This window comes from Micromonospora carbonacea (genome assembly GCF_014205165.1).
Classification (GTDB): domain Bacteria; phylum Actinomycetota; class Actinomycetes; order Mycobacteriales; family Micromonosporaceae; genus Micromonospora; species Micromonospora carbonacea.
The window spans coordinates 5,860,132-5,885,368 of sequence record NZ_JACHMZ010000001.1 but is presented as its reverse complement, the minus strand read 5'-3'; the positions used below and the strand labels follow the sequence as shown (position 1 = coordinate 5,885,368).

25 protein-coding genes and 1 CRISPR repeat array are annotated in these 25,237 nt (G+C 73.7%); of the genes, 10 read left to right on the top strand and 15 right to left on the bottom strand.

Features of this window, described 5'->3' with window-relative positions; all coding sequences use genetic code 11:
- Positions 1–12 precede the first annotated feature (12 nt).
- Both HDA31_RS24415 and HDA31_RS24410 read left to right on the top strand, forming a co-directional pair.
- Positions 13–828 carry a Bax inhibitor-1/YccA family protein gene (locus tag HDA31_RS24415; RefSeq protein ID WP_043961937.1) on the top strand — a complete coding sequence of 272 codons (816 nt, stop codon included), beginning with the start codon at positions 13–15 and terminating at the stop codon, positions 826–828.
- A 152-nt stretch (positions 829–980) separates the two neighbouring features.
- On the top strand, positions 981–1,301 hold the full coding sequence (locus tag HDA31_RS24410) for a hypothetical protein (RefSeq protein WP_178063415.1): 321 nt from the start codon (positions 981–983) through the stop codon (positions 1,299–1,301).
- Positions 1,302–1,454: 153 nt separating this feature from the next.
- Here HDA31_RS24410 and HDA31_RS24405 read toward each other — a convergent pair whose 3' ends face one another.
- From HDA31_RS24405 to HDA31_RS24395, 3 genes are all read right to left on the bottom strand, one after another.
- Complete coding sequence (locus HDA31_RS24405) at positions 1,455–2,717, bottom strand: acetyl-CoA C-acetyltransferase (RefSeq protein ID WP_178063416.1); 1,263 nt, start codon at positions 2,715–2,717, stop codon at positions 1,455–1,457.
- A gap of 91 nt (positions 2,718–2,808) precedes the next feature.
- Positions 2,809–3,555: an SGNH/GDSL hydrolase family protein gene (locus HDA31_RS24400; protein WP_074476793.1), complete on the bottom strand. Its 747-nt coding sequence runs from the start codon at positions 3,553–3,555 to the stop codon at positions 2,809–2,811.
- An 80-nt stretch (positions 3,556–3,635) separates the two neighbouring features.
- Positions 3,636–4,733: an SGNH/GDSL hydrolase family protein gene (locus tag HDA31_RS24395; protein ID WP_246384409.1), complete on the bottom strand. Its 1,098-nt coding sequence runs from the start codon at positions 4,731–4,733 to the stop codon at positions 3,636–3,638.
- 129 nt (positions 4,734–4,862) lie between these two features.
- Here HDA31_RS24395 and HDA31_RS24390 point away from each other — a divergent pair, with 129 nt between their 5' ends.
- Both HDA31_RS24390 and HDA31_RS24385 read left to right on the top strand, forming a co-directional pair.
- On the top strand, positions 4,863–5,219 hold the full coding sequence (locus HDA31_RS24390) for a YkvA family protein (RefSeq protein WP_043963969.1): 357 nt from the start codon (positions 4,863–4,865) through the stop codon (positions 5,217–5,219).
- Between the two features lie 75 nt (positions 5,220–5,294).
- Positions 5,295–6,665, top strand: a complete 1,371-nt coding sequence (locus HDA31_RS24385) for a cystathionine beta-synthase (protein ID WP_074476650.1) — start codon at positions 5,295–5,297, stop codon at positions 6,663–6,665.
- Positions 6,666–6,718: 53 nt separating this feature from the next.
- Here the strand turns inward: HDA31_RS24385 and HDA31_RS24380 are convergent, their stop codons facing one another.
- Genes HDA31_RS24380 through HDA31_RS24370 form a run of 3 tightly spaced genes read right to left on the bottom strand, consistent with a single transcriptional unit; the run spans position 6,719 to position 7,522 of the window.
- Entirely contained in the window at positions 6,719–6,931 is a 213-nt protein-coding gene (locus tag HDA31_RS24380; protein ID WP_376701466.1) for a hypothetical protein, read from the bottom strand.
- Positions 6,932–6,965: 34 nt separating this feature from the next.
- On the bottom strand, positions 6,966–7,235 hold the full coding sequence (locus HDA31_RS24375) for a hypothetical protein (protein WP_178063417.1): 270 nt from the start codon (positions 7,233–7,235) through the stop codon (positions 6,966–6,968).
- Positions 7,235–7,522, bottom strand: a complete 288-nt coding sequence (locus tag HDA31_RS24370; protein WP_178063418.1) for a hypothetical protein — start codon at positions 7,520–7,522, stop codon at positions 7,235–7,237. Before HDA31_RS24370 ends, HDA31_RS24375 begins: the two co-directional genes overlap by 1 nt.
- A 230-nt stretch (positions 7,523–7,752) precedes the next feature.
- On the opposite strand from HDA31_RS24370, the gene HDA31_RS24365 reads away from it, so the two are divergent.
- The gene (locus HDA31_RS24365) at positions 7,753–8,553 is read left to right on the top strand and encodes a helix-turn-helix domain-containing protein (protein WP_178063419.1); all 801 of its coding nucleotides are present in this window, start codon (positions 7,753–7,755) and stop codon (positions 8,551–8,553) included.
- Entirely contained in the window at positions 8,550–8,744 is a 195-nt protein-coding gene (locus HDA31_RS24360; protein WP_178067115.1) for a DUF397 domain-containing protein, read from the top strand. Before HDA31_RS24365 ends, HDA31_RS24360 begins: the two co-directional genes overlap by 4 nt.
- A gap of 207 nt (positions 8,745–8,951) precedes the next feature.
- A CRISPR array of direct repeats spans positions 8,952–9,957; the repeat unit is 29 nt; unit sequence GGGATCACCCCCGCGTGCGCGGGGAGCAG.
- A gap of 341 nt (positions 9,958–10,298) precedes the next feature.
- Here the strand turns inward: HDA31_RS24360 and HDA31_RS24355 are convergent.
- The 5 genes from HDA31_RS24355 to HDA31_RS24335 form a co-directional block, all read right to left on the bottom strand.
- Positions 10,299–10,808: a GNAT family N-acetyltransferase gene (locus HDA31_RS24355; protein ID WP_178063420.1), complete on the bottom strand. Its 510-nt coding sequence runs from the start codon at positions 10,806–10,808 to the stop codon at positions 10,299–10,301.
- Positions 10,805–11,734: a ribonuclease Z gene (locus tag HDA31_RS24350; protein WP_178063421.1), complete on the bottom strand. Its 930-nt coding sequence runs from the start codon at positions 11,732–11,734 to the stop codon at positions 10,805–10,807. The genes HDA31_RS24355 and HDA31_RS24350 overlap by 4 nt, the downstream gene beginning before the upstream one ends.
- A 394-nt stretch (positions 11,735–12,128) precedes the next feature.
- On the bottom strand, positions 12,129–13,316 hold the full coding sequence (locus HDA31_RS24345) for an osmoprotectant NAGGN system M42 family peptidase (protein WP_178063422.1): 1,188 nt from the start codon (positions 13,314–13,316) through the stop codon (positions 12,129–12,131).
- Positions 13,313–15,163, bottom strand: coding sequence for an N-acetylglutaminylglutamine synthetase (gene ngg / locus HDA31_RS24340; protein WP_178063423.1), 1,851 nt, complete (start codon positions 15,161–15,163; stop codon positions 13,313–13,315). Before ngg ends, HDA31_RS24345 begins: the two co-directional genes overlap by 4 nt.
- Positions 15,164–15,165: 2 nt before the next feature.
- Positions 15,166–16,950, bottom strand: coding sequence for an N-acetylglutaminylglutamine amidotransferase (locus HDA31_RS24335; protein ID WP_178063424.1), 1,785 nt, complete (start codon positions 16,948–16,950; stop codon positions 15,166–15,168).
- A 365-nt stretch (positions 16,951–17,315) separates the two neighbouring features.
- On the opposite strand from HDA31_RS24335, the gene HDA31_RS24330 reads away from it, so the two are divergent.
- Entirely contained in the window at positions 17,316–18,959 is a 1,644-nt protein-coding gene (locus HDA31_RS24330; protein WP_246384411.1) for a PKD domain-containing protein, read from the top strand.
- Positions 18,960–18,970: 11 nt separating this feature from the next.
- On the opposite strand, the gene HDA31_RS24325 is transcribed toward HDA31_RS24330, so the two are convergent.
- From HDA31_RS24325 to HDA31_RS24310, 4 genes are all read right to left on the bottom strand, one after another.
- On the bottom strand, positions 18,971–19,633 hold the full coding sequence (locus tag HDA31_RS24325) for a nucleotidyl transferase AbiEii/AbiGii toxin family protein (RefSeq protein WP_178063426.1): 663 nt from the start codon (positions 19,631–19,633) through the stop codon (positions 18,971–18,973).
- A 4-nt stretch (positions 19,634–19,637) separates the two neighbouring features.
- Entirely contained in the window at positions 19,638–19,973 is a 336-nt protein-coding gene (locus HDA31_RS24320; protein WP_178063427.1) for a hypothetical protein, read from the bottom strand.
- A 71-nt stretch (positions 19,974–20,044) separates the two neighbouring features.
- On the bottom strand, positions 20,045–20,704 hold the full coding sequence (gene msrA / locus HDA31_RS24315; RefSeq protein ID WP_178063428.1) for a peptide-methionine (S)-S-oxide reductase MsrA: 660 nt from the start codon (positions 20,702–20,704) through the stop codon (positions 20,045–20,047).
- Positions 20,705–20,805: 101 nt separating this feature from the next.
- A complete protein-coding gene (locus HDA31_RS24310) occupies positions 20,806–21,219 on the bottom strand; it encodes an HIT family protein (RefSeq protein WP_178063429.1) in 414 nt (137 codons plus the stop codon).
- Positions 21,220–21,333: 114 nt separating this feature from the next.
- Between HDA31_RS24310 and HDA31_RS24305 the strand changes: the two genes are divergently transcribed.
- From HDA31_RS24305 to ilvA, 3 genes are all read left to right on the top strand, one after another.
- On the top strand, positions 21,334–22,476 hold the full coding sequence (locus HDA31_RS24305; protein ID WP_178063430.1) for a cystathionine gamma-synthase: 1,143 nt from the start codon (positions 21,334–21,336) through the stop codon (positions 22,474–22,476).
- Between the two features lie 16 nt (positions 22,477–22,492).
- A complete protein-coding gene (locus HDA31_RS24300) occupies positions 22,493–23,902 on the top strand; it encodes an amidase (RefSeq protein ID WP_178063431.1) in 1,410 nt (469 codons plus the stop codon).
- A gap of 89 nt (positions 23,903–23,991) precedes the next feature.
- Entirely contained in the window at positions 23,992–25,212 is a 1,221-nt protein-coding gene (gene ilvA, locus HDA31_RS24295; RefSeq protein WP_178063432.1) for a threonine ammonia-lyase, read from the top strand.
- Positions 25,213–25,237 lie beyond the last annotated feature (25 nt).

Genomic DNA, 25,237 nt, shown 5'->3' with positions numbered 1-25,237 from the left:
GGAGGCCTGACAGTGAAGACTTCGAACCCGGTGCTCGCCCGACTCGGCCAGGCGGCCGAGCGGGAACGGGCCACCGGGTACGCCCCGACCGGGCCCTACGGGCAGCCCGGCTATCCGCAGCAGTACCCGGGCGCGACGGGCTACCCGGCCGCGCCGCCCACCGTGACGCCGATGTCGATCGACGACGTGGTGGTCAAGACCGTCGTGTTGCTGGGCATCCTCGGCGCGTCCGCCGCGGCGGCCTGGGTGCTCGTCCCGGACGCGCTGCTCGGCGTGGCCTGGATCGGCGCGGCGGTCGTGGGCCTGGTCCTCGGCCTGATCATCTCGTTCTCCCGGATGGCGAACCCGGCGCTGGTCATCGCGTACGCCGTCGTCGAGGGCGTCTTCGTCGGCATGGTGAGCAAGGCGTTCAACTCGCTCTACGACGGCATCGTGCTCCAGGCCGTGGTGGCCAGCTTCGGCGTGTTCTTCCTGATGGCCATGCTCTACAAGGCGCGGGTCATCCGGGCCACCCCGAAGTTCGTCCGAGGCATGGTCGCGGCGATGGTCGGCCTGTTCGCGGTCATGTTGATCAACCTGGTGCTGGCGCTGTTCGGCGTCAACACCGGCCTGCGCGACGGCAGCCCGCTGGCCATCGGCTTCAGCCTGGTCTGCATCGTGGTCGCCTCGCTGAGCTTCGTGCTCAGCTTCGCGGAGGTCGAGGAGGGCGTCCGGATGGGGCTGCCCCAGCGCTACTCCTGGACGGCCGCGTTCGGCATCCTGGTCAGCCTGGTCTGGCTCTACATCGAGATCCTGCGCCTGCTGAGCTACTTCCAGGGCGACGACTGACCCTCGTCGCTCGACGGCGCCCGCCCCGCGACCTCGCGGCGGCGGGCGCCGTCGTGTTCCGGCCCGGCCGCCCCGCCCCGGCCGTCCACCGGCCGCGCCGGGCACGGCGACCGCACGGGGCACGTCGGCCCGGCGTCCGTAGACTCGGCGCGGTGAGCGCAGCGGAACTGGGCCGGGCCGTGGAGCTGCTGGTCCGTCAGGTCGGGCACTGGCAGCAGCCGCGCTGGGCGGCCTCGGCCGGCGGCGGCAACGTGCCCCGGGCCGACCTGGTGCACCGGCTGGTGCAGGAGATCGCGAACCTCGCCGCCGACGCCGAGGGGCAGCCCCGCCGGGCGGTGCCCCGGCTCGACAACGACCTGGCCCTGCCCGACCAGCTCCGGGTGGTCGCCGCCGACCTGCTGGCGGCGGCCCCGGCCGACGCCGTGCTGACCCGGGCCGCCGCCGAGGTGACGGCGACCCGGTCCGCGCTCTGACGCCCGCGCGCCGGCCCCGCGTGGCAGGATGTCCGCGCGCCGGCCCCGCGTGGCAGGATGCCCGTGCGCCGGCGCCGCGCGGCAGCCCGTGCGCCGACCCCGTTGGCCGGCCGCCCGTGCGGTCGGCGGGAGCGCCGGGAGGCGACGCGCGGCTCAGCTCAGGCGTTCGAGGACCATGGCCATGCCCTGTCCGCCGCCGACGCACATCGTCTCCAGGCCGATGCTCTTGTCGTGCCAGTCCAGGGCGTTGAGCAGCGTGCCGGTGATCCGGGCGCCGGTCATGCCGAACGGGTGGCCGACGGCGATCGCGCCGCCCATCACGTTCAGCTTCTCCTCGTCGATGCCGAGCTGCCGGTAGGAGGGGATGACCTGGGCGGCGAACGCCTCGTTGATCTCCACCAGGTCGACGTCGTCGATGGTCATCCCGGCGCGGCGCAGGGCCTGCTTCGACGCCTCCACCGGCCCGAGGCCCATGATCTCGGGGGAGAGGGCGGTGACGCCGGTGGAGACGATCCGCGCCAGCGGGGTGAGGCCGAGGTCCCGGGCCCGCTGGGCGCTCATGATCACCACGGCGGCCGCGCCGTCGTTGAGCGGGCAGCAGTTGCCGGCGGTGATCCGGCCGTCGGGGCGGAACACCGGCTTGAGCCCGGCGACGCCCTCCAGGGTCACCCCGGGACGGGGGCCGTCGTCGGTGTCGACCACGGTGCCGTCGGGCGTGGTGACCGGGGTGATCTCGCGGGCCCAGAAGCCGTCGGCGATCGCCTTCTCGGCCAGGTTCTGACTGCGCACGCCGAAGGCGTCCATCTCGGCGCGGCTCACGTCGTACGCCTGGGCCAGGTTCTCGGCGGTCTGCCCCATGGCCAGGTAGACATCGGGCAGTTCCCCGGTGGAGCGGGGGTCGGCCCAGACCTCCGCGCCGCCCTCGGCGCGCCGCGCCGAGCGCTCCCGCGCGGCGGCGAAGCGCGGGTTCTCCCAGCCGCCCCCGACCAGCTCCTGCGCCTGCGGCGGGAGCGCGTCGGAGTTGCCGCGCGCGTAGCGGGAGACGGTCTCCACCCCGGCGGAGACGAACACGTCGCCCTCGCCGGCCCGGATCGCGTGCATCGCCATCCGGGTGGTCTGGAGCGACGAGGCGCAGTAGCGGGTGAGCGTGGCGCCGGGCAGGCCGTCGAGGCCCAGCAGGGTGGCGACCACGCGGGCCATGTTGAAGCCCTGCTCGCCGCCGGGCAGGCCGCACCCGAGGTAGAGGTCGTCGATCTCGGTCGGATCGAGCTGGGGGACCTTGTCCAGGGCGGCCCGGACGATGGTGGCGGCGAGGTCGTCGGGGCGGACGTCGCGCAGGGAACCCTTGTGCGCCCGGCCGATGGGGGAGCGGGCGGTGGCGACGATGACGGCATCGCGGGACGACTCAGTCGGCATGAACCAACGTTAACTTGGCGGTAACCTACCGGGAAGCAGAGCGACCAGCGGGAAATGTCACCCCGGCCCGCCGCCCGCCGGGCGGGCCCGATCAATGGCGGGGGGCGACGTCCGCGGCGGCGGCGACGGCCGGGAGCAGGGCGTGCGCCCAGATCCGGTACCCGTCGGCGGACGGGTGGAAGCCGTCGTGGCAGAACGTGCCGGCGTCGGCCCGGAACACCGGGCCGGTCTCGGTGCCCAGGTCGACCACCGTGCCGCCCGCGTCCAGCGCGGCCGTCGTCTGCGCGCGGGCGATCCGCCGGCCGGACCAGCCGACCACCTGCCGCAGCGGCGGGGCGATCGCGCGGGCCGCGCCGAGATCCGGGCAGGTGCCGACCACCACCTCGACCTGCGCCTCGCGCAGCCGCCGCACGGCCGACCCGAGGTAGGCCCCGGCCTCGGCCGGGCTGCGCAGCGCGGTGGCGTCGTTGGCGCCGATCAGGACCACCGCCACGTCGGGGCGCGGGCCGAGCAGCGCCCGGGCCACCTGGGTGGCCAGGTCGGTGGAGCGGGAGCCGGACACCCCGACGCTGGACAGGTGCACCCGCCGGCCGGTCGGACCCTCGGCGAGCAGGTTGGCCAACTGGCCACCGACGGTGTCGCCGAGCCGGGCCACCCCGACCCCCAGCGCGGACGAGTCGCCGAGCAGGACCAGCCGCAGCGGCGGCGCGCCGGCCCGGCCGATCGTGGCGCGCAGGGCCAGGCCCAGCTCGGGCTGGGCGTACGGGCGGTTGCGGGCCAGGAACGCCTCGCCGGCCAGGACGGCCGCGCCGCCGATCGTCCCGGCGACCAGGGACATCGCCGCCGCCCGGCCCAGCCGGACGGCGAGCTCCGCGCCGAGCCCCCGGTCACCGCCACCGCGCCTGCCGCCGTGCTCGGTCATGGCCGTCCTTCCAGTGTGGGTGAGTCGGCTGCCGGACCGGCCTGCGGCACCGCGCCGACGCCGAAGAAGGCCCGCCGGCGCAGCTGCGCCCACCGCCCGCCCGGCCCGCGGTCGCGGCCCCGGACCTGGGTGGCGCTGACCTCCGTTCCGGCGTGCCGGGCCGCCTCCTGGGCCGCCTCCGGCAGCGACCGGACACCCTCGCCCCGGGCGAGGCCGGCGCGGCGCTCCGGCGCCCCGCCGAGCGCGGAGAGCACCGTCGGCAGCAGCGCGGCGGCGGCCACCGCATACCCCTCCGCGGAGGGATGGAACCGGTCCCAGGCGAACATCCGGGTCGGCTCGGCGACGAACCGGGGGCCGAGCAGGTCCCCGAGGGAGACCGTCCAGCCGCCCGCCTCGACCACCGCCACCGTCTGGGCGGCGGCGAGCTGCCGGCTCCACCGCCGGGCCAGCCAGCGCAGCGGCGGCTGGATCGGCTGGATGGCACCGAGGTCGGGGCAGGTGCCGACCACCACCTCGCAGCCGACCCCGCGCAGCGCGCGGACCGCGTCGACCAGGTAGCGCACCGCCAGGGCCGGCGGGGTGCGGTTGGTGACGTCGTTGCCGCCGATCAGGATCACCGCGACGTCGGGCGACACCTCCAGCGCGGCCTCCACCTGCGGCTTCAGGCCCGAGGAGATGGCGCCCACCACGGCGAACCGGCGCAGCCGCACCGGCCGGTGCAGCCGGCGGGACAGCCCGGTGGCCAGCAACGAACCCGGCGTCTCCCGGCGGCGGTGCACGCCGTAGCCGGCGGCGGAGGAGTCGCCGAGGACGACCATGGTCAGCGGCGGGCCGGGGAGCTTCGCGCCGTAGACGCCGTCGCAGCGCGGCGGGGGAGCCTCGGCCATCGGGATGGTGCGCCGGGCCTGCCGGGCCTGGCCGAGCAGGACCCCGGTCGTCGCCGCGGCGGCCGCGGCGGTGGCGCCCGTGCCGATCGCCGCGACGCGGGCCAGCCGCCGCGCCCGCTGCCAGCGCGGGCCGGGCTGCCAGCGCGGGGCGGACCGCCCGCGCGGACCGGCCGGTGCGATTGAGCCAGCGACCCCAGCGACCCCCATGCACCGACATTATCGCGCCGATACGACACGCCGCTGTCGTCGTACTGCCCGGTTTCTGGCTGGGAGGCGACTGTTGCGGGTACCCCTTGCGTGGACACCGCACGCTGTGGAGTCGAAAGGGGCGTGGAGATGGGGAAGACACTGAAGCGCGGCGCGGCGTTCGCGGCGCTGGCCCGGGCGCTGACCGCCGGGGCGCGGGGCGGCCCGTCGCTGGGGGCCCGGCTGGCGGCGCTGCCCCGGATGATCCGGGCCACCACCCGCGGCGAGTACGACGGCGGCCTCCGGCTGGCCCTGATGACCGCGGCGACGGCGTACATCGTCTCGCCGATCGACCTGCTCCCGGAGATCCCGCTGGCGGTCTTCGGCCTGGCCGACGACGCGGTGATGGTGACCTGGCTGGCCGGTGCGGTGCTCGCGGAGACCGAGCGGTTCCTGGAGTGGGAGGTCCGCCGGGCCTCCGTCATCCCGGGCCATGTGGTGCCCTGACGGGACGTACCCTGGGCGTCGAATCAACGTCTGCCCGGCCGCCGTCGCCGGCGCCGCAACGAAGGGCACAACGAGGTGCACTACTACGACAACGTCGTCGAGATGATCGGCAACACCCCGCTGGTGCGGCTGCGCAACGTGACCGAGGGCATCCGGGCCACCGTGCTGGCGAAGGTGGAATACCTCAACCCGGGCGGCTCGGTGAAGGACCGCATCGCGCTGCGCATGGTCGAGGACGCCGAGGCCGCCGGCATCCTGCGGCCCGGCGGCACGATCGTCGAGCCGACCAGCGGCAACACCGGCGTCGGGTTGGCCCTGGTGGCGCAGCTCAAGGGCTACCGGTGCGTGTTCGTCTGCCCCGACAAGGTCAGCCAGGACAAGCAGGACGTGCTGCGGGCGTACGGCGCGGAGGTGGTGGTCTGCCCGACCGCCGTCGCGCCGGAGGACCCGCGCTCCTACTACAACGTCTCCGACCGGCTGGCCCGGGAGATCCCCGGCGCGTGGAAGCCCGACCAGTACAGCAACCCGGCCAACCCGCGCTCGCACTACGAGACCACCGGCCCCGAGCTGTGGAAGCAGACCGACGGCCGGCTGACCCACTTCGTCGCCGGGGTGGGCACGGGCGGCACCATCTCCGGCATCGGTCGCTACCTGAAGGAGGCCTCCGACGGCCGGGTGCAGATCGTCGGGGCGGACCCGGAGGGCTCCGTCTACTCCGGTGGCACCGGCCGTCCCTACCTGGTGGAGGGCGTCGGCGAGGACTTCTGGCCCACCACCTACGACCGGGACGTCGCCGACCGGATCGTTGAGGTCTCCGACAAGGCGTCGTTCGAGATGACCCGGCGGCTGGCCCGCGAGGAGGGGCTGCTGGTCGGCGGGTCCTGCGGGATGGCCGTGGTCGCCGCGCTGGAGGTGGCCCGCGACGCCGGCCCGGACGACGTGATCGTGGTGCTGCTGCCCGACAGCGGCAAGGGCTACCTGTCGAAGATCTTCAACGACGCGTGGATGGCCCGGTACGGCTTCCTCGACAACTCCGGCACCGAGCCGACCGTCGCCGACGCCCTCGCGGGCAAGCCCGGCGGGCTGCCCGAGCTGGTGCACGTGCACCCCACCGAGACGGTCCGCGACGCCATCGACTACATGCGCGAGTACGGCGTCTCCCAGCTCCCGGTGCTCAAGGCCGAGCCGCCCGTGGTCACCGGCGAGGTGGCCGGCTCGGTCGCCGAGAAGGACCTGCTCGACGCCCTGTTCACCGGCCAGGCGCACCTGCACGACACCATCGAGCGGCACACCGCCGACCCGCTGCCGATGATCGGCGGCGGCCAGCCGGTCAGCGAGGCGGTCGCCCTGCTGGAGAAGTCCGACGCGGCGCTGGTGCTGGTCGACGGCAAGCCCAAGGGCGTGCTCACCCGGCAGGACCTGCTGGCCCACCTCGGCGCCCGCTGAAGCTGTAAGGAAGGGCACCTTGTTAACGCTTTCGGTAGCGGAAGGGCCCCTTATTAACGCCGCCGCCGGTGCGGAGCGGGCGAGGCCAGCGTTCGGCCCCCGCCCGCTCCGCACCGGCCTTGGCAGCGGCAGCCGTCGAGCCAGAGCCAGCCCTGGTAGGTGTGCCAGTCGTCGTGAACGCGGATGACGCGGAAGAAGATCGGCCGCACGAACTGGACGCTGGCGGCGCGGGTGACGTGCAGAAGGTCGCCTGGCATCGGCCTCAGGCCGCCTGGCATCGGCCTTCTGGGCGGCGCGGCCTCAGACATCACCGCTGCGCTGTTCGCCCTGCGCGGGCAGGACCATGTCGAGCCACCCCAGGTGCCGCAGCTCCATGCCCGGGTCGGGTGGCAGACCGCGCCGCTGGCGTTCCTCGACCCCCAGGCGGTACCAGTCACCCATGTATGCCACGAGCAGTTCGCCCCGGCCGGCGAACTCCACGAGAGTCGACAACTGCCGCTCGAAGCACGGCCACGGCGCGCCGCAGACGAAGCACGGGCCGCCCGCGTACCTCGGTGGGTGTGGGGCCATCACCGCTCCCGCGTCTCGGGCCCCGGGCGGGCCGTCGGGGCGTCGATGATGGCCTGCACCCGGACCATCACGACTCGCTCGCGCCACGGCGTTCCGTCGGGGCGCAGCTCCAGCCCTTCGAGCCGCACCCACCGCGACGCCAGGAAGTTCGCGTACCGAGGAACGTAGGTGACCTGCAACGACAGCACCGTCTGCCCGATGCAGTAGTCACACGGTTGGAGGGTGAGCACGTCGCCGGCGGTGACCAGCGGGTTCACTCTCGACGCCTGTCCCCGTTCAGGGCTCATTCCTTTCCTCCTCGTGGTGTAGGCGGGGGTCGCCGGCTCGCGGAAGGACCGGGCGACCCCCGGCGCAGAACTCGCCTCCGCCTCCGGGCCGAAAGCGAATCCGCGTGGTGACAGTCTGGTGAGAGCGTCGTTACTCTCGATACGCGCTCGCTCGGTCCGCGCAGGTCAGCGGCCCGACCGGGCGGGCGTGCGGGACACGCCGACGAGGACGAGCCGAAACTGGGGGACGGATGGGCACTGCCACGAACTACGTGCTCGGGGAGCTGCGACTGTTCCGAGCGTCACTCGGGACCAGCCAGGAAGAGTTCGGCCGGTCCATCGGTTACTCCGGCTCGCATGTCAGCTCCGTCGAGACGGGGGGACGCCCGCCGACGAAGGAGTACATGAAGGCGGTCGACGAGCACTACCAGCTCGGTGACCGGTTCGGTCGGATGCTCCGCGAACTGGCCAAACTGGACGCCGAGCCGGTCTGGCTGCGCGAATGGATCGAGTTCGAGCGCGACGCGACCACGCTGCGCTGGTTCGAGCTGTCGTACCTCCCGGGTTTGCTCCAAACCGAGCGGTACGCGCGGGCGACGCTCGCGGGCGGGCGGTTCACCGCCGACGAGGTGGAGCGGATCGTCGCGTCCAGGCTCAACCGGCAGGAGATCCTGGAGCGCGAGCGCCCACCGCAGTTCATCGCAGTGGTGGACGAGAGCGTGCTGCGCCGACCCGTGCTCGATCAGCCGGGGCTCATGGCGGAACAGCTCGACCACCTTGCCGAACAATCGATGCGGGAACACGTCCAGGTGCACGTCGTGCCCGTCGACGCCGGCATGTACCTGGGGCTGGCCGGCCAGTTCATCATCGCCGAGCTGCCCGACGGCGCGCGGGTGGCGCACGCGGACAACCAGCTCAACGCGCAGATCGTCGATGCGCCCGCCGACGTTGCTAGGCTCGCGAAGACGTGGGAAATCGTGCGGAACGAGGCGCTTTCCCGCCGGCAGTCCATCGAACTGATCAAGGAGGTGGCCAAGTCATGGAGTCGATGACGACCCCGCAGTGGCGGAAGTCGACCAGGTCCGGCGGCAACGGCGGGTCCTGCGTCGAGGTCGCGGACAACATGCCGGGCGTCGTGCTGGTGCGCGACACCAAGGACCGTGACGGCGGCACCCTCCGCTTCACCCCCGGCACCTGGCAGTCTTTCGTCGACCTGGCGAAGAAGAGCAGCCCGCTGGGCTGATTCCCCCGAACGCCGCCGAAGGTCCCCAGCGTGTGAGGCTGGGGACCTTCGTCGTCTGGGAGTACGGCTCGTCGCCTGCGCGGCCGTGCGGCTCCCGGCCGTCCGGGCTGGTCCGGTGCGGCCTGGACGGGTTCGGCGGACCGCCGCGTTTGGAATCGGTCCACGTGCGAAGCAGTCCAGGTCGAAGACCTGCGCCGGCCTCTGCGCCGGATCACCCCCGCGTGCGCGGGGAGCAGGCCCTGGCCAACAAGACGGTGGCGGGCGGTGTGGGATCACCGCCGCGTGCGCGGGGAGCAGCTACACCCCCTCCGCGTACGACGTGCACATGAGGGATCACCCCCGCGTGCGCGGGGAGCAGTGCGCACGGAGGCGGAGCGCCGATTCACGCTCAGGATCACCCCCGCGTGGGCGGGGAGCAGGGCGCCGTGTTCGACCCGGCTCGCCGGCGCGCGGAATCACCCCCGCGTGCGCGGGGAGCAGCCGACCGCGCCCAGCAGAAGCCGGCGGTGGATCGGATCACCCCCGCGTGCGCGGGGAGCAGCGCCAGGCACGATCGAGATCATCACGCGATCGGGGATCACCCCCGCGTGCGCGGGGAGCAGCGTTCGCGTTCAGCGCCCAGCCGGTCGCCATCGGGATCACCCCCGCGTGCGCGGGGAGCAGGGGTCGGTGAACCGGCCGTCGGTGTGGCCGATCGGATCACCCCCGCGTGCGCGGGGAGCAGTCGTGCGGCACCGGCTCGGGAAAAAGCATCCTGGGATCACCCCCGCGTGCGCGGGGAGCAGGCAGCACGCACCGTCCGGCCGCTGAGGCGATCGGGATCACCCCCGCGTGCGCGGGGAGCAGAGCCCTGGCCCGCCGCGCAGTACGACTCGTACGGGATCACCCCCGCGTGCGCGGGGAGCAGACGGGCACCCGGAGGAAGAAGAGGCGGCCTCGGGGATCACCCCCGCGTGCGCGGGGAGCAGTTGGCGACGAGGGCCCGCTCGGTGGTGGTGGCGGGATCACCCCCGCGTGCGCGGGGAGCAGGGCCCGTCCGCGCCCGCTGATTCGCTTGTCGCGGGATCACCCCCGCGTGCGCGGGGAGCAGGAGGTCGGGGATGGTCATCGCCGGTTCGCCTCCGGATCACCCCCGCGTGCGCGGGGAGCAGGACGCCCGCCTTGATCTTCTCGGTCAACACGCCGGGATCACCCCCGCGTGCGCGGGGAGCAGACTTCTTGACCTGCGGTTCTAAAGATCAACTTCCTCGTTTTCCTTCACTTTGCTGCGCAAGATCATCTGCCAAATGCCCCTTCCTCCGGCACGTTCCGCGAGGGCGAGCACAGCCTAATGTCGGCAGGCGCTGAACTGAAGGAAGCGATCGGCGATCCGATGAACCCCAAGGTACTGCGCTCCGGATACGGAAGGAGCGGCTGGACCGGCGCACCGGGGTCCGTCGGCGGCCCGCTCGCCGTCACCACGTACGCCTCTAGCTTGGCCGCCTGGCGGCGCGCTCGGGGCGAGGGTGAGAGGGGAACCCTTCTCTACCGTATGCGTTAACAGGGGGCCCTTCCTTACACAGCGCGGGCGTAGCGGAGCTGGGGGGTCAGGGCGGTGCCGATCAGCTCCTCCCGGCGCTCGCCGGTGGGCTGCCAGCCGCCCCGCTCGTAGAAGCGCCGGGCCGGCGCGTTGCCCGCCAGCACCCACAGCACCGCCCGCGTCCGGCCCCGGTCGCGCATGGTGGCCAGCGCGTCGTCCATCAGCGCCCGGCCGGTGCCCCGGCCCCGCTCGGCGGGTTCGAGGTGGATGGCGTTGAGCAGCCCGGTCGCCGGGTCGCCCGCGTCGTCCGGGCCCACGTAGCTGAAGCCGACCAGCCGGCCGTCACGCTCGGCGATGGTCATCAGGTGGTCGTCGCGCTCCCAGGTCCACCGCTCCACCCAGTACCACCCCATCGCCTCCTCCGTCGGGTCCGCGAGGGCCTCCGCCGGCAGGAACGACGAGTACGCCGCCACCCGGGAACGCTGGTGCAGCGCCCCCACGGCACGTAGGTCGTCGACGGTGGCGTGGCGGAGAGTGATCGTCACCCGGCCGAGGGTACCCGCCGGGGCGGCACCGGGACGGTCGTCAGGTCCTCGGCGACGACCAGCTCACCGGCGAAGTGCTCGCGGGCCTCGTCGGCGAAGCGCCGGGCGTCGCCGTAGCGCTGGGAGAAGTGGGTGAGCACCAGCGTGCGTACCCCCGACTCGGCCGCCACCTGAGCGGCCTGACCGGCGGTGAGGTGCCCGACCTCGGCGGCGAGCGCGGCCTCGCTCGCCAGGAACGTCGACTCGATGACCAGCAGGTCGGCGTGCTCGGCGAGGGCGTACACGTTGTCGCAGAGCCCGGTGTCCATCACGAACGCGAACCGCTGCCCGGGGCGGGTCACGCTCACCTCGTCGCGGGTGACGCGCCGCCCGCCGACGTCGAGGTGGCCGGCGCGCAGCAGCTCGCCGACGGCCGGGCCGGATATCCCGTACGCGGCCAGCCGCTGCGGCAGCATCCGGCAGCCGTCCGGCTCGACGAGCCGGTAGCCGTACGTCTCGATGGGGTGCCGCAGCCGGCGGGCCTCCAGGACGCCGCCGCGCAGGGAGACCCGCTGCCCGTCGGCGCTGATCGGTTCGACGGCCAGCTCGGCGGTCTCGTGGAAGGAGCTGGCGTGCCGCAGCCGGGCGAAGTAGTCGGCCCCGCCGGCCGGGAAGTGCACCGCCACCGGGCGCGGGACCCGGTCCAGCGACAGCCGCTGGATGGTGCCGGGCAGCCCGAGGCAGTGGTCGCCGTGGAAGTGGGTGACGCAGATCCGGGTCAGGTCGGTGGCGGTGACGCCGGTGTGCAGGAGCTGCCGCTGGCTGCCCTCGCCCGGGTCGAAGAGGATCACCTCGTCGTCCCAGCGCAGCACGTACCCGTTGTGGTTGCGCGCCCGGGTCGGGGTCTGGCTGGCCGTCCCGAGCACCACCAGTTCACGCATGGACACGGCGCTCTCCCCGGCGGATACATGAAGCGACCCCCGGGGCTTCCGTGCTCGCGCACGGGCCGGCTGGACTTGGCCGGCACCCCGGGGGTCGGGTGGCTGTCGTGGTTTCGCCGCACCGCTGCCACACGGTCTCGACGATCGTGCACCCGCCTCGCGGCGGGCAGGTTCTCACTGTCGAGGACAGCGGCTAGCGGACAGCCACCTCACGAGTCCGATTGCTATACAAGTCTGGACCACCTCCTTTCCCGTGTACCGCCACGCTATCCACTCCCCGGGGGCGTCGGCAACGGATTTCGACCAGCGGCTCAGGCACGGTCGGCCGGCGCTGCCGGCGCTGCCGGGGCGGCCCCGACGGGCGCTGCCGGAGCGGCCCCGACGGGCGCTGCCGGAGCGGTCAGTCGGCGATGCCGATGGGGCCCTCGCGCGGGCCCTCCTCGCTGGCCGGCTGCACCGCCAGCGACGGGAAGTCGGCCAGGTCGCCCTCGGGCTCGGCGTCCCACTCGGGGAACACCAGGTCGCTCTGGAGGTAGAGGCAGAGCAACTGGGTGAGGTGGCCCAGCCCGTCGAGGTGGGTGCGCTCGTGGCCGTGGGTGGCGTCGACCCCGAAGCCGAGCAGCGCCACCCGGGCGTGCGCGCCCGCCTCCACCGCCGCCGCCACGTCCGAGCGGTAGAACTCGAAGACGTCGCGCACCAGGTCCACCCCGTGCTCGCGGGCGATCGAGGCGAGGTTGCGGGTCAGGTGGTAGTCGAACGGGCCCACCCCGTCGCCCATGGCCAGGGTGGCCGCGTTCTCCCGGGACTGCTGCCCGGGGGCGACCACCGCGGCGTCCACGGAGACGATCTCGGCGACGTCCGGGTCGAGGCCGTGGCTCGCCCCGTGCCCGATCTCCTCGGTGACCGTCACCAGCAGGTGCGCGGTCACCGCCGGGGTGACGCCCGCGTCGACCATCGCCTTGAACGCGGTCAGCACCGCCGCGACCCCGGCCTTGTCGTCCAGGTGCCGGGACTTGACGTACCCGCTCGGGGTGATCGTCGGATTCGGCAGGAACGCCACGAAGTCCCCGACGTCGATGCCGAGCGCCCGCAGCCCGGCCTCGTCGGCCACGGGCTCGTCGACCCGCACCTCGACCTGCTCCCAGCCGACCCCCTGGAGGTCGACGGCCTCGTTGTAGCGGTGCCCGCTGGCCTTCAGCGGCAGCACCTGGCCGCTGATCACCCGGTCCAGGTCGTCGGTGAAGATCCGCACGTGCGCGCCCTCGGCGAACCGGGCGCTGTGCGTGCCGACCTGCATCAGCTCCAGCCGGCCGTTCTCCTTGAGCCGCTTCACCATCCCGCCGATGGTGTCGGTGTGCACCACGACCGCCCGGTCCGCCCCGGTCTCCCGGGGGCCCGGCAGGCAGGCGCTGAGCGCGCCGCGCCGGGTCAGGGTGGAGGAGATCCCGAGCGCCCAGAGGCGCTCGCCCACGTACTGCTGCACGTGGTCGGTGCGCCCCGACGGGCTCGGGATCTCCAGCAGCTCCACCAGCACCTGGCGGAGGTAGTCCAGGTCGATCTTCAGCGGGACGGGTTTGCGTGCGGTCATGCCTGAGAGCTTGCCGCACCCGCCGGTGTCCAGAGGCGTTGCGGTGCCCGCGTGCCGGGAAAGAGCAGGTCGACGAAGCGCTCGGCGGTCGGCTGCGGCTCGTGGTTGGCCAGGCCGGGCCGCTCGTTGGCCTCGATGAACACGTGCTCCGGGTCGTCCGGGGCGCTGACCAGCAGATCCAGCCCGGTCACCGGGATGTCCAGCGCCCGGCTGGCCGCCACGCACGCCTCGGCGATCGCCGGGTGCAGCTCGCCCGTCACGTCGTGGATCGTCCCGCCGGTGTGCAGGTTCGCGGTGCGGCGCACGGCCAGCACCGTCCCCTCGGGCAGCACGTCGCTCAGCTCGTAGCCGGCCTCGGCGACGACCTCCCGGGTCATGTCGTCGACGGGGATGCGCGACTCGCCCCCGGTGGCGGCGGCCCGGCGGCGGCTCTGCCGCTCGATCAGCTCGGCGACGTCGTGCACCCCGTCGCCGGTGACCTGGGCGGGCCGCCGGACGGCGGCGGCCACCACCTCGTGGTCGATGACGATCACCCGCAGGTCCTCGCCGTCGCGCATCTGCTCGATCAGCACGTCCGGGCAGAAGCCGCGGGCCAGCGCCACGGCGGCGGTCAGCGCCTCCGGCGTGCGTACGCCGACGGTGATGCCGTTGCCCTGCTCGCCGCGCGCCGGCTTCACCACCACCCGGCCCACCTCGGCCAGGAACTCGACGTCGGCGTCGTCGCCGGTCGCGGTGCGCCCGGCCGGCACCGACAGGCCCGCCTCGGTGAGGATGCGCCGGGTGACCCGCTTGTCGTCGCAGCGGCTCATCGCCACCGCCGAGGTCAGCTCGGACAGCGACTCGCGGGTGACGATCGTCCGGCCGCCGTTGCTCAGCCGCAGCTCGCCCCACTCCGGGTCGGTGACCTCCACCCGGATGCCCCGGCGCATCGCCTCGTCCGCGACGATCTTCGCGTACGGGTTGAGCCGGTCGTACCCCTTCGGGGCGGCCGGCAGGAACAGCCGCTCGTTGATCGGGTTCTTCCGCTTCACGCAGAGCGTCGCGGTGCGGTAGAAGCCGAGCCGCTCGTACAGCCGGATCGCCCCGGTGTTCTCGGCCAGCACCGACAGGTCGACGAACGCCCGCCCGCGCGCGGTGAGCCGGGCCGCCAGCTCCGTCAGCAGCGCCTGGCCGGTGCCGGGTGGCGCGGTGTTGAAGTCCACGGTGAGGCACCACAGGCTCGCCCCGTTGTCCGGGTCGGCGAAGACCGCGACGTGGTCCACGCCGGTGATCGTGCCGACCACGTCCCCGGCGGCGTCCTCGGCGACCAGGTGCAGGAACCGGTCGGTGCGGGCGTTGTCGACGAGCACGTCGACCGGGGCGGTGACCATGCCGTTGCGGGCGTAGATCCGGTTCACCGCGTCGGCGTCGTCCGCGTCGCGCAGCGTCCGGATCCGCAGCCCGGGCAGCCCGTCGCGCTCGTCGGCGGCGGTCGGCGGCGCGGGCAGCCGCAGCCGGTACGTCAGCGACGGGTCGATGAACAGCTCGTCGGGCAGCCGGGACACCAGCACGTGCGGGTCGCGCAGGTAGATGCAGATGTCCCGTGCCCCGGCCGCCTCCGAGCGCAGCACCGCCGCCACGGCGGCCTGCTCGGTGAACGTCTGGCCGAACACCAGCCGCCCCCAGCCGCAGTCGAGCACCACGCCGCCGCCGGCCGGCTGTTTCCCCTCGGCCGGCCCGTCCGGGGCGTCCGGCCGGGCCGGGGCGGGCGCCACCGGGTCGCCGCCCGGCCCCACCCGCTCGCGGCGGCGGCCCAGCACCCGTTCCCGGTCGGTGCGCGCCGTCCCGGTCGCCAGGGTGTCGCTCACGGTCAGTCGATTCCGTGGCTCTGGAGCCACATTTCCAGGAGTCCTAGCTGCCACAGCTTGTTTCCGTTCAACGGGGTGAGTTCGGCGTTCGGTTCGGCCAGCAGCGCGTCGACGTACTCGGTGCGGAACAGGTTGCGGTGGCGGGCGGCGGGCGCGTGCAGCGCGTCGCGTACCCGGTCGAGGAGCTTGCCCTCCAGGTGGGTGAGGCCCGGCACGGGGAAGTAACCCTTCGGCCGGTCGATGACCTCGTGCGGCAGGACCCGGCGGCCGATCTCCTTCAGCACGCCCTTGCCGCCCTGGGCCAGCTTCAGCTCCGGCGGGCAGGTCGCGGCGAGCTCCACGAACTCGTGGTCGAGGAACGGCACCCGGGCCTCCAGCCCGTGCGCCATGGTCATGTTGTCGACCCGCTTCACCGGGTCGTCGGTCAGCATGATCTGGGTGTCGATCCGCAGGCCCGCGTCGACGGCGGTCTGCGCGCCGGGCCGGGCCAGGTGGGCGGCCACGAACTCCCGCGCCGGGTCGCCGTCGGCCAGCCACGCCGGGTCCAGCACCCGGGCCAGCCCGGCCGCGTCCCGGTCGAGGAACGCCTTCGCGTACGTCTCGACGGCCTGCTCCCGGTCGACGCCGGCCAGCGGCGGGTACCAGTGGTAGCCGCCCAGGATCTCGTCCGCGCCCTGGCCGGACTGGACCACCTTGACGTGCCGGGACACCTCTTGGCTGAGCAGCCAGAACGCCACGCAGTCGTGGCTGACCATCGGCTCGCTCATCGCCGCCACCGCCGCCTCCAGCGGGGGCAGCAGGTCGCGGGCGGCCACCCGGATCTGGTGGTGGTCGGTGTCGAAGGTCTTCGCCACGATGTCGGAGTAGACGAACTCGTCGCCGGAGCGGCCGCCGACGGCGTCGAAGCCGATGGAGAACGTGGCCAGCCCGCGCTGGCCCTGCTCGGCGAGCAGGGCGACGACCAGGCTGGAGTCCAGCCCGCCGGAGAGCAGCACGCCGACCGGCACGTCGGCGACCATCCGGCGGCGCACCGCCGTGGTCAGCGACTCCAGCAGGGCGTCCTCCCAGTCGCGGGCGGACCACCCGGCCCGCTCCGCGCGCCGGGTGAACGCCGGGTCCCAGTAGACCCGCTCGTGGGTGGTGCCGTCGGCCTCGTAGACCCGGACGGTGGCCGGGGGCAGCTTGGCGACCCCGCGCAGGATGGTGCGCGGCGGCGGCACGATGCTGTGGAAGCTCAGGTAGTGGGCCAGCGCCACCGGGTCGATGGCGGTGTCGACGCCGCCGCCGGCCAGCAGCGCGGGCAGGGTGCTGGCGAAGCGCACCACGCCCGGGGACTCGGCCACGTAGAGCGGCTTGATGCCGAGCCGGTCGCGGGCCAGCACGAGGCGGCCGGTGTCCCGCTCGCTGATCGCCACGGCGAACATCCCGACCAGGTGGTCGACGAAGTCGAGCCCCCACTCGGCGTACGCCTTGACGACCACCTCGCTGTCGCCGGAGGAGAAGAAGCGGTGCCCCCTGGCCTGCAACTCCTCGCGCAGCTCGCGGTAGTTGTAGACGCAGCCGTTGAAGACGCCCGTCAGCCCCGACGCCGGGTCGACCAGCGGCTGCCCGCTCGCCGCCGACAGGTCGATGATCTTGAGGCGGCGGTGGCCGAGAGCGGTCGCCCCCTGGGACCACACGCCGCTGTCGTCGGGCCCCCGGTCGCTCATCGTGGCCGCCATGCGTTCCACCGCCGCGACGTCGGCCCGCGAGCCGTCACGGCGGAACTCCCCAGCCAGTCCGCACATGCCAGACAATGCTGCCAGAGGTGAGGCCCGCTCGCCTGTTGAGATGATGTCGTCGGCGTTACGTGCTTGCTAAGATGCGCGCCGTCACGCCCCGGCGGGCCGCCGCCGTCGACGCCGCCGCGCGGACCCGCCGCCGCCGTGCTCACCTGCCCGCCCGACCTGCCCGGCCGGTTGTGAGAAACCCCGCATCGGTGCGCCGCCGCCAGGCCCACGGCCGACCGTACCCGGCCGGACGGCCGCGCCCCGCCCGCCGCCGGTGACCCGTTGTCCCCCGGACGGGGCATTCAGCGCCGAACGACGTCGTGCCAGGGTGAGGTCGGGCCCACGAGGAGGCGATGACCATGCGCGCGACGCGACGGACAGGCGTGCGGACCGGACGCGGCGTGCGTACCGTCGGCCGGCTGGCGCTGGCGGCGGTGGTCGCGGCGGCCGGGGTGCTGGCCGGGGTCTCCCCGGCGCAGGCCGTCGCCACCCGCACCGTGGCCTTCTGGAGCATGGACGAGCCGGCCGGCGGCACCGTGCTCACCGACAGCAGCGGCAACGGCCGGCACGGCCGCGTCGGCGACGAGGTGGTGGCCGGGACGCGCTACGACGGCGCCACCGCCCACCGCTTCGCCTACCACAACCCCGCCGACAAGGAGTACGTGCCGGGGCACGTCGACCTGGTGCCGGCGAGCAACGACTTCAACCCCGAGGCCGGCGACTTCTCGTTCTCGATCCGCTACCGCACCACGAAGTCCTTCGGCAACATCATGCAGAAGGGGCAGGGCGGCACGGCCGGCGGCTACTGGAAGTTCGAGGCGCCCGAGGGCAAGCCCCGGTGCATGTTCCGGGGCGGCGACGGGGCGACGCGCACCGGCTACACCGGCACGTCCATCTCCGACGGGCGGTGGCACACCGTCACCTGCAACCGCACCGCCAGCTACGTCGAGATGTACGTCGACGGCGTCCGCACCAGCCGGCTCACCGGCCCCACCGGGACGATCGCCAACAACTGGCAGCTCTCGATCGGCGGCAAGAGCTCCTGCGACGGCGTGAACGTCACCTGCGACTACTTCGCCGGGGACATCGACTGGATCCGGCTCGTCAAGGGCCCCGGCGGCGCGGCCAACACCCCGCCGAGTGCCGACCTCGCCGCCTCCTGCTCCGGGCTGGTGTGCGCGTTCTCCGCCGCCGGCTCCACCGACGCCGACGGCGCGGTCCAGGACCACGCCTGGGACTTCGGCGACGGCGCGACCGCCGGCACCGTCAGCGTCCCCGCCACCACCCACACGTACGCGCAGGCCGGCACCTACCGCGTCGCGGTCACCGTCACCGACGACTGGGGGGCCACCGGCACCGCCACCCGGGACGTCACCGTCGCGCCGCTGCCGGAACTGATCTCGTACGTCGGGCAGGCCACCGCCAACGCGAACGTCACCAACCACTCCGTCGTCGTGCCCGCCGGAGTCCAGCCGGGCGACACCCTGCTGCTGTTCCTCAGCCAGAACACCCACGCCGACACCGGGGAGCCCACCGGGGTCACCGGCTGGACGCGCCTGGAGCGCCTCGACGGCGGCTACGCCACCACGACCGCCTGGTGGAAGGTCGCCGCCGCCGGTGACGCCGGGACGACCCTGCGGGTCACCCTCGGCAAGCAGTCGAAGGGGAACCTGGTGCTCGCCGCCTACCGGGGCACGGACCCGGCCGCCCCGGTGGCCGCGTTCGCCAGCGCCGCCGACCCGGCCAGCTCCGCCACCCGGGTCACCCCGACCGCCCCGGTCGTCGCCGAGCGCGGGTGGGTCGTGTCGTACTGGCTGCACGGCGACGCCACCTCGACCGCGCTGACCCCGCCGTCCGGCGTGCAGGTGCGCAGCAACGGCTCGCAGACCGGCGGGGGACGGGTCACCGGGCTGCTCGCCGACTCGGGCGCGTCGGTGCCCACCGGCGCGTACGGCGGCCTCGGCGCGACCGCCGCGGCGGTCAGCACCACCACGACCACCTGGACCGTCGTGCTCCGCCCCGCCTGACGCCTGTCGGCCTATCTCTGATCCAGAGAACGACTGAGGTCACGCCGCCACTGCGCAAACCGTTCCCGCAGGCCCGGCAGCTCAGCGGGAGAGATGCCGTAGCAGTCGAAGTCCGCGTCGGTGATCTGCGTCAAGGCGCCCAGGGCATCGACGAAGGCCGCCACCTCGAACCCGGGATCGGCGTTCATCGCCAGATCGAGGAGACGCCCCCGGGTGTAGCGGCCACTGCTGAGCGCTGCATCCACATCGAGGAAGTCCCGCGCCTCGGCGCGGCCGAACAGGGCGCACATCTTGTTGGCGACGGCGTCGTCCGGATGAAGGACAGGTCCGACTGGCGACGGGACCGGAGGATGGGCGCGCCAGTCCGCCGACATCTCCAGTTTCTCCGGCTCGCTCCCGGGTCTGGACCGATCAGCGAGAAGGAGACGGGCGAAGGTCTCGTTGCGGATGACAGCGGTCACCTCGAAGCCGTGCGCGTCGAGCGCCTTGACGACCTCGTCAACGGCACGGGCAAACTCGGCGCGAGTCTGCCAGGCGGTGAAGAGATCCACGTCCCAGCTCAGTCGGGCACCCATTCCGTGAACGCTCACCGCGTATCCGCCCGCCAGAGCAAAGCCGTAACGACCCGCGACAGCAAGGGCGATTTCGGCGATGAGGGCGTGTTGCTGCTGCATGACCTCAGGCGGCAACCTGGCGCGTCCGCCGAAGCTCGGAGAAACGCCCCTCCCACGCCTCTCGTACGGAAGGAGGCAGCCACATCGAGGGCCACAACCGGATCAAGGTCTGACGGTCGAGGAAGGTGTGCAGGTCCTCGGGGGCGGCGGCCTCGTTGAGCACCGTGCGGTACAGGTCGAGGATGCGGCCGGGGTCCGCGAGGTTGTAGCGGGCGTTTCCCGACCACTTGAGGTGCCGGGGAAGGTCGACGACGCCGCTGGTCGGACCGTCGAGCCGATCGAGGGAATCGGGCACGACGACCGGCTTGGCATATCCGCGTGGGCGGATGTCACCGGCCATCGTGCCCTCCTAGACGTCTCTGTCAGGGTAACGGGTCAGGGCCGCGGGAGGTGCGGGCCACGCTGCCCCTTTCAGGCGGTGCGGGCGACGCCCACCGGGCAGCTCAGCCCGTTCGGCCCGTGGTTGCAGTAGCCGTTCGGGTTCTTCGTCGGCGCGAGATACTGCTGGTGATAGTCCTCAGCGAAGAAGTAGTCGCCGAGCCGGGCGATCTCCGTGGTGATCTCACCCTTGCCGGCCCGCGCCACGATCGGCGCGAACGCGTCCCGCGACGCGGTGGCGGTGGCGAGCTGCTCGTCGGTGCTGGCGTAGATCGCCGACCGGTACTGGGTGCCCACGTCGTTGCCCTGGCGCATGCCCTGGGTCGGGTCGTGGTTCTCCCAGAACACCTTCAGCAGGTCCTCGTAGCTGATCACGGTGGGGTCGTAGACGACCTGGACGACCTCGGTGTGCCCGGTCATGCCCGAGCAGACCTCCTCGTACGTCGGATTCGGGGTGATCCCGCCCGCGTAGCCGACGGAGGTGGTGAGCACGCCGGGCAGGGTCCAGAACAGCCGCTCGGCGCCCCAGAAACAGCCCATCCCGAACACGGCGACCTGCGAGCCGGCCGGGAACGGCCCCTTCAGCGAGGAGCCGAGCACCTCATGACGGTCGCCGATCGGCATCGCGATCGGGCGGCCGGGCAGGGCCCGGTCGGGGGTGGGCAGCTCGGCGGGCATGCGACGAAGGAACACGGTGGAACTCCTCTCGTACCTCTCCCCGCGTGCAACACCGCCGGGCCCCGGTTCCTTACCCGCCCCGGCGGCGGGTAACCGACGCCCGGCGGGCGGGGGCCTCAGGTCAGGGCGGCGGCGATCCGGGCGGCGTACGCCCCGGCCTCGGCGTCGTCGGCGTAGCGGGTGCGCGGCCAGAAGAATCCGCGCAGGCCGTCGCCCTTCGTCCTCGGCACGATGTGGGTGTGCAGGTGCGGCACCGACTGGGACACCTTGTTGTTCATCGCCACGAACGTGCCGCCGGCCCCCAGCCCCGCCTCGACGGCCACGGCGAGCCGCTGCACCAGCCCGAAGTAGCCGGGCAGGTCGCCCGCCGGCAGGTCGGCCAGGGTGACCAGGTGGGCGCGTGGCACCACCAGCACGTGACCCTTGAACACGGGCCGGGTGTCGAGGAACGCCGCCCCCTCCGGGGTGTCGACGACCCGGAACGCCGGGACGTCGCCGGTCACGATCCCGCAGAACACACACCCGCCCACCCGGCCAGGCTAGCCCCGCCCCGCCCTCGCGGGGGGAGGCGGTGAGCGGGGAACCCTTCTCTACCGTAGGCGTTAACAAGGGGCCCCTCCTTCCCACCGGCTAACGTCTGCGGCATGAACCACGGCTTCGATACGCTCGCGATCCACGCCGGCCAGGACCCGGAGGCCCGCACCGGCGCGGTGATCCCACCGATCTACCAGACCAGCACGTACGCCCAGGACGCCGTCGGCGCGCCCCGGCAGGGCTACGAGTACAGCCGCTCCGGCAACCCGACCCGTGACGCCCTCCAGGAGTGCCTCGCCGCGCTGGAGGGCGGCCCGGTCGGGCTGGCCTTCGCCAGCGGCCTGGCCGCCGAGGACGCCCTGCTGCGCACCGTGTGCAAGCCGGGCGACCACGTGGTCATCCCCGACGACGCGTACGGCGGCACGTACCGGCTGTTCGCCAAGGTCGCCGAGCGGTGGGGGCTGGCGTACACCCCGGCGAAGGTCTCCGACGTCGACGCCGTGCGGGCCGCGATCCGGCCCGGCGCGACCCGGATCGTGTGGCTGGAGACGCCGACCAACCCGCTGCTCGGCATCGCCGACATCGCCGCCCTGGCCGCCGTGGCCCACGACGCCGGCGCGCTGCTGGTGGTCGACAACACGTTCGCCTCGCCGTACCTGCAGCAGCCGATCGCGTTCGGCGCGGACGTGGTGGTGCACTCCACCACCAAGTACGTCGGCGGGCACTCCGACGTCGTCGGCGGCGCGCTGGTCGCCGCCGACCGGACGCTCGGCGAGGAACTGCGCTACCACCAGAACGCGATGGGCGCGGTCAACGGCCCGTTCGACGCCTGGCTGACCCTGCGCGGCATCAAGACCCTCGGCGTGCGGATGGACCGGCACTGCGACAACGCCGAGCGGATCGCCGCGTACCTCGACGGGCACGCGAAGGTGGCCCAGGTGATCTACCCGGGCCTGCCGTCGCACCCCGGGCACGAGGTGGCCGCCAAGCAGATGCGCCGGTTCGGCGGCATGATCTCGTTCCGGGCGGCCGGCGGCGAGGAGCACGCCGTCGAGATCTGCAACCGGGCGAAGCTGTTCGTGCTCGCCGAGTCCCTCGGCGGGGTGGAGTCCCTGATCGAGCACCCGGGCCGGATGACACACGCAAGTGCCGCCGGCTCGCCGCTTGAAGTTCCCGGTGATCTCGTGCGACTGTCTGTCGGCATCGAGACGGTCGACGACCTGCTCGCCGATCTGGAGCAGGCACTGGGCTGACCGCTGGTGAGGGAGGGTGGCCGTGCAGGACCTCATGCCGACCTGGGTGGGCGCGACCGCGAAGCAGATCGCCCGCGGCGTACGCCGGGGTGACGTCTCCGCCACGCAGGTCGTGGCCGACCACCTCGACCACATCGCCCGGGCCGACGCCGACCTCGCCGCGTTCCGCGCGGTGCGCGGCGGCGAGGCGATCACCGAGGCGGAGAAGGTCGACGAGCAGGAGGAACTGGCCAACCTCCCGCTGGCCGGGGTGCCGGTCGCGGTCAAGGAGAACACCGCCGTCGCCGGCCTGCCCACCTGGCACGGCTCGGCGGCGGTACGCAGCGCCGTCGCCGAGGCCGACCACGAGGTGGTCCGGCGGCTGCGCGGCGCGGGCGCGGTGATCCTCGGGGTGACCCGGATGCCCGAGCTGGGCCTGTGGGCGCTCACCGACGACGCCAGCGCGGTCACCCGCAACCCGTGGGACCCGCGGCGCACCCCCGGCGGCTCGTCCGGCGGCGCGGCGGCGGCGGTGGCCGCCGGGCTGGTGCCGATGGCGCACGGCAACGACGGTCTCGGTTCGATCCGCATCCCGGCGGCCTGCTGCGGGCTGGTCGGGCTCAAGCCGGGCCGGGGCGTGGTGCCGTGCCAGCTCGGCGCCGACGACTGGTTCGGCCTCACCGAGCACGGCATGCTGACGTCCACCGTCGCCGACGCGGCGGTCGGCTTCCAGGTGCTCGCCGGCCGCCCGCAGGAGAAGCTGGTCCCGCCGCAGCGGCTGCGGGTGGGCGTCTCGCTGCGTTCCCCGGTGCGCGGCGTCGCCCCGGACGCGCCGAACCGGGACGCGGTCGCCGCCGCCGGCCGGCTGCTCGCCGCCGCCGGCCACGACGCCGTGCCCGCCGACCCGGTCTACCCGACCAGCCTCGGCCTGGCCGGCCTCGCCACCTGGTTCGCCGCGGCCGCCGCCGACGTGCGGGCCGCCGGGCTCGACCCGCGCGCCCTCCAGCGGCGCAGCCGCCGGCACGTCGCGCTGGGGGAGTGGGCGCAACGCCGGGGGTACGTCCGCGAGTCCGACCGGGTCGCCTGGCGCGAGCGGTCCGTCGGCTTCTTCGCCGACCACTCGGTCGACCTGCTGCTCACCCCGGCGCTGGCGGGCCAGCCACCGGAGGCCGCCGGCTGGTCGGGCCGGTCCTGGGCGGCGAACATGAAGGCCAGCATCCGGTACGCCCCGTTCGCCGCCCCGTGGAACATCGCCGGCCTGCCCGCGATCGTGGTGCCGGTGGGCCGCCGCCCCGACGGCCTGCCGGTGGCGGTGCAACTCGTCGGGCCGCCCGGCTCGGAGCTGCTGCTGCTCGGCGTCGCCGGCCAGTTCGAGATGCAGGCCCCGTGGGCCCGGCACGCCCCCGGCTACCCCCGCGTCGGCACGGGGTCGCCGGCCGTCGCGTGACCGGCCGGCCCGCCGTGACCGGCTCGTAGCCGCAGGTAGCGGGCGGTGTCGCCGCCGTCGGGCGGCGCCGGTGGTGGCACGATCGGGGCATGACGGAACTGGTCGGCCTCGCCGAGGTACGCGCCGCGCGGGAGCTGCTCGCCGGCGTCACCCGCACCACCCCGCTGGAGCCCTCCCGCCCGCTGAGCGCCGCGTTCGGCGGGCCGGTGTGGCTCAAGTGCGAGAACGTGCAGCGCGCCGGCTCGTACAAGGTGCGCGGGGCGTACGTGCGGATCTCCCGGCTGTCGGCGGCGGAGCGCGAGCGGGGCGTGGTGGCCGCGAGCGCCGGCAACCACGCGCAGGGGGTGGCCCTCGCCGCCGGGCTGGTCGGCACCCACGCCACGGTCTTCATGCCGGTGAACGCGCCGCTGCCGAAGGTCGCCGCCACCAAGGGGTACGGCGCGCAGGTCGAGCTGGTGGGCAACACCGTCGACGAGTCGCTGGTGGCGGCGCAGACCTTCGCCGAGCGGACCGGGGCGGTCCTCATCCACCCGTTCGACCACCCGGACGTGATCGCCGGGCAGGGCACCGTGGCGCTGGAGATCCTGGAGCAGTGCCCGGACGTGCGGACGATCGTCACCGGGGTCGGCGGCGGTGGCCTGATCTCCGGCATGGCGGTGGCGGCGAAGGCGCTGCGGCCGGACGTGCGGCTGATCGGGGTGCAGGCGGCGGGCGCGGCGGCCTATCCGCCCTCGCTGGCGGCCGGCGAGCCGGTACGCCTGCCGGCGTTCAGCACCATCGCCGACGGCATCGCGGTGGGCCGCCCGGGGGAGATCACCTTCAACCACGTCCGCAAGCTCGTCGACGAGATCGTCACGGTGTCCGAGGAGGACATCTCCCGGGCGCTGCTGATGCTGCTGGAACGGGGCAAACAGGTCGTCGAGCCGGCCGGCGCGGTCGGGGTGGCGGCGCTGCTGGCGGGCACGGTGCAGGTCGCCACGCCGGTGGTGGCGGTGCTCTCCGGCGGCAACATCGACCCGCTGCTGATGCTGCGGGTGATCGAGCACGGGCTCGCGGCGGCCGGGCGCTACCTGCGGGTGACCGTGCGCTGCTCGGACCGCCCCGGGCAGCTCGCCTCGCTGCTCAGCGAGATCGCCGAGCACCGGGCGAACGTGGTCGACGTGGAGCACCAGCGGGCCAACCCGCACCTGCGGCTCGGCGAGGTCGAGGTGGCGCTGTCGGTGGAGACCCGCGGCGTCGAGCACTCCGACACGCTGATCAGCGCCCTGCGGGCCAGCGGCTACCAGGTGGTCTTCGCCGCCGACCGCTGAGCTGCTGCCGGTGCAAGGAAGGGCC

What these genes read in the sequence shown, in the direction of transcription:
- HDA31_RS24405 (WP_178063416.1), bottom strand. Translation starts at nt 2,717, where the DNA reads ATGCCGACTGAGTCGTCCCGCGATGCCGTCATCGTCGCCACCGCCCGC.
- HDA31_RS24400 (WP_074476793.1), bottom strand. Translation starts at nt 3,555, where the DNA reads ATGTCCCTGGTCGCCGGGACGATCGGCGGCGCGGCCGTCCTGGCCGGC.
- HDA31_RS24395 (WP_246384409.1), bottom strand. Translation starts at nt 4,733, where the DNA reads ATGGGGGTCGCTGGGGTCGCTGGCTCAATCGCACCGGCCGGTCCGCGC.
- HDA31_RS24390 (WP_043963969.1), top strand. Translation starts at nt 4,863, where the DNA reads ATGGGGAAGACACTGAAGCGCGGCGCGGCGTTCGCGGCGCTGGCCCGG.
- HDA31_RS24375 (WP_178063417.1), bottom strand. Translation starts at nt 7,235, where the DNA reads ATGGCCCCACACCCACCGAGGTACGCGGGCGGCCCGTGCTTCGTCTGC.
- HDA31_RS24370 (WP_178063418.1), bottom strand. Translation starts at nt 7,522, where the DNA reads ATGAGCCCTGAACGGGGACAGGCGTCGAGAGTGAACCCGCTGGTCACC.
- HDA31_RS24365 (WP_178063419.1), top strand. Translation starts at nt 7,753, where the DNA reads ATGGGCACTGCCACGAACTACGTGCTCGGGGAGCTGCGACTGTTCCGA.
- HDA31_RS24360 (WP_178067115.1), top strand. Translation starts at nt 8,550, where the DNA reads ATGACGACCCCGCAGTGGCGGAAGTCGACCAGGTCCGGCGGCAACGGC.
- HDA31_RS24345 (WP_178063422.1), bottom strand. Translation starts at nt 13,316, where the DNA reads ATGACCGCACGCAAACCCGTCCCGCTGAAGATCGACCTGGACTACCTC.
- HDA31_RS24335 (WP_178063424.1), bottom strand. Translation starts at nt 16,950, where the DNA reads ATGTGCGGACTGGCTGGGGAGTTCCGCCGTGACGGCTCGCGGGCCGAC.
- HDA31_RS24325 (WP_178063426.1), bottom strand. Translation starts at nt 19,633, where the DNA reads ATGCAGCAGCAACACGCCCTCATCGCCGAAATCGCCCTTGCTGTCGCG.
- HDA31_RS24320 (WP_178063427.1), bottom strand. Translation starts at nt 19,973, where the DNA reads ATGGCCGGTGACATCCGCCCACGCGGATATGCCAAGCCGGTCGTCGTG.
- HDA31_RS24305 (WP_178063430.1), top strand. Translation starts at nt 21,334, where the DNA reads ATGAACCACGGCTTCGATACGCTCGCGATCCACGCCGGCCAGGACCCG.
- ilvA (WP_178063432.1), top strand. Translation starts at nt 23,992, where the DNA reads ATGACGGAACTGGTCGGCCTCGCCGAGGTACGCGCCGCGCGGGAGCTG.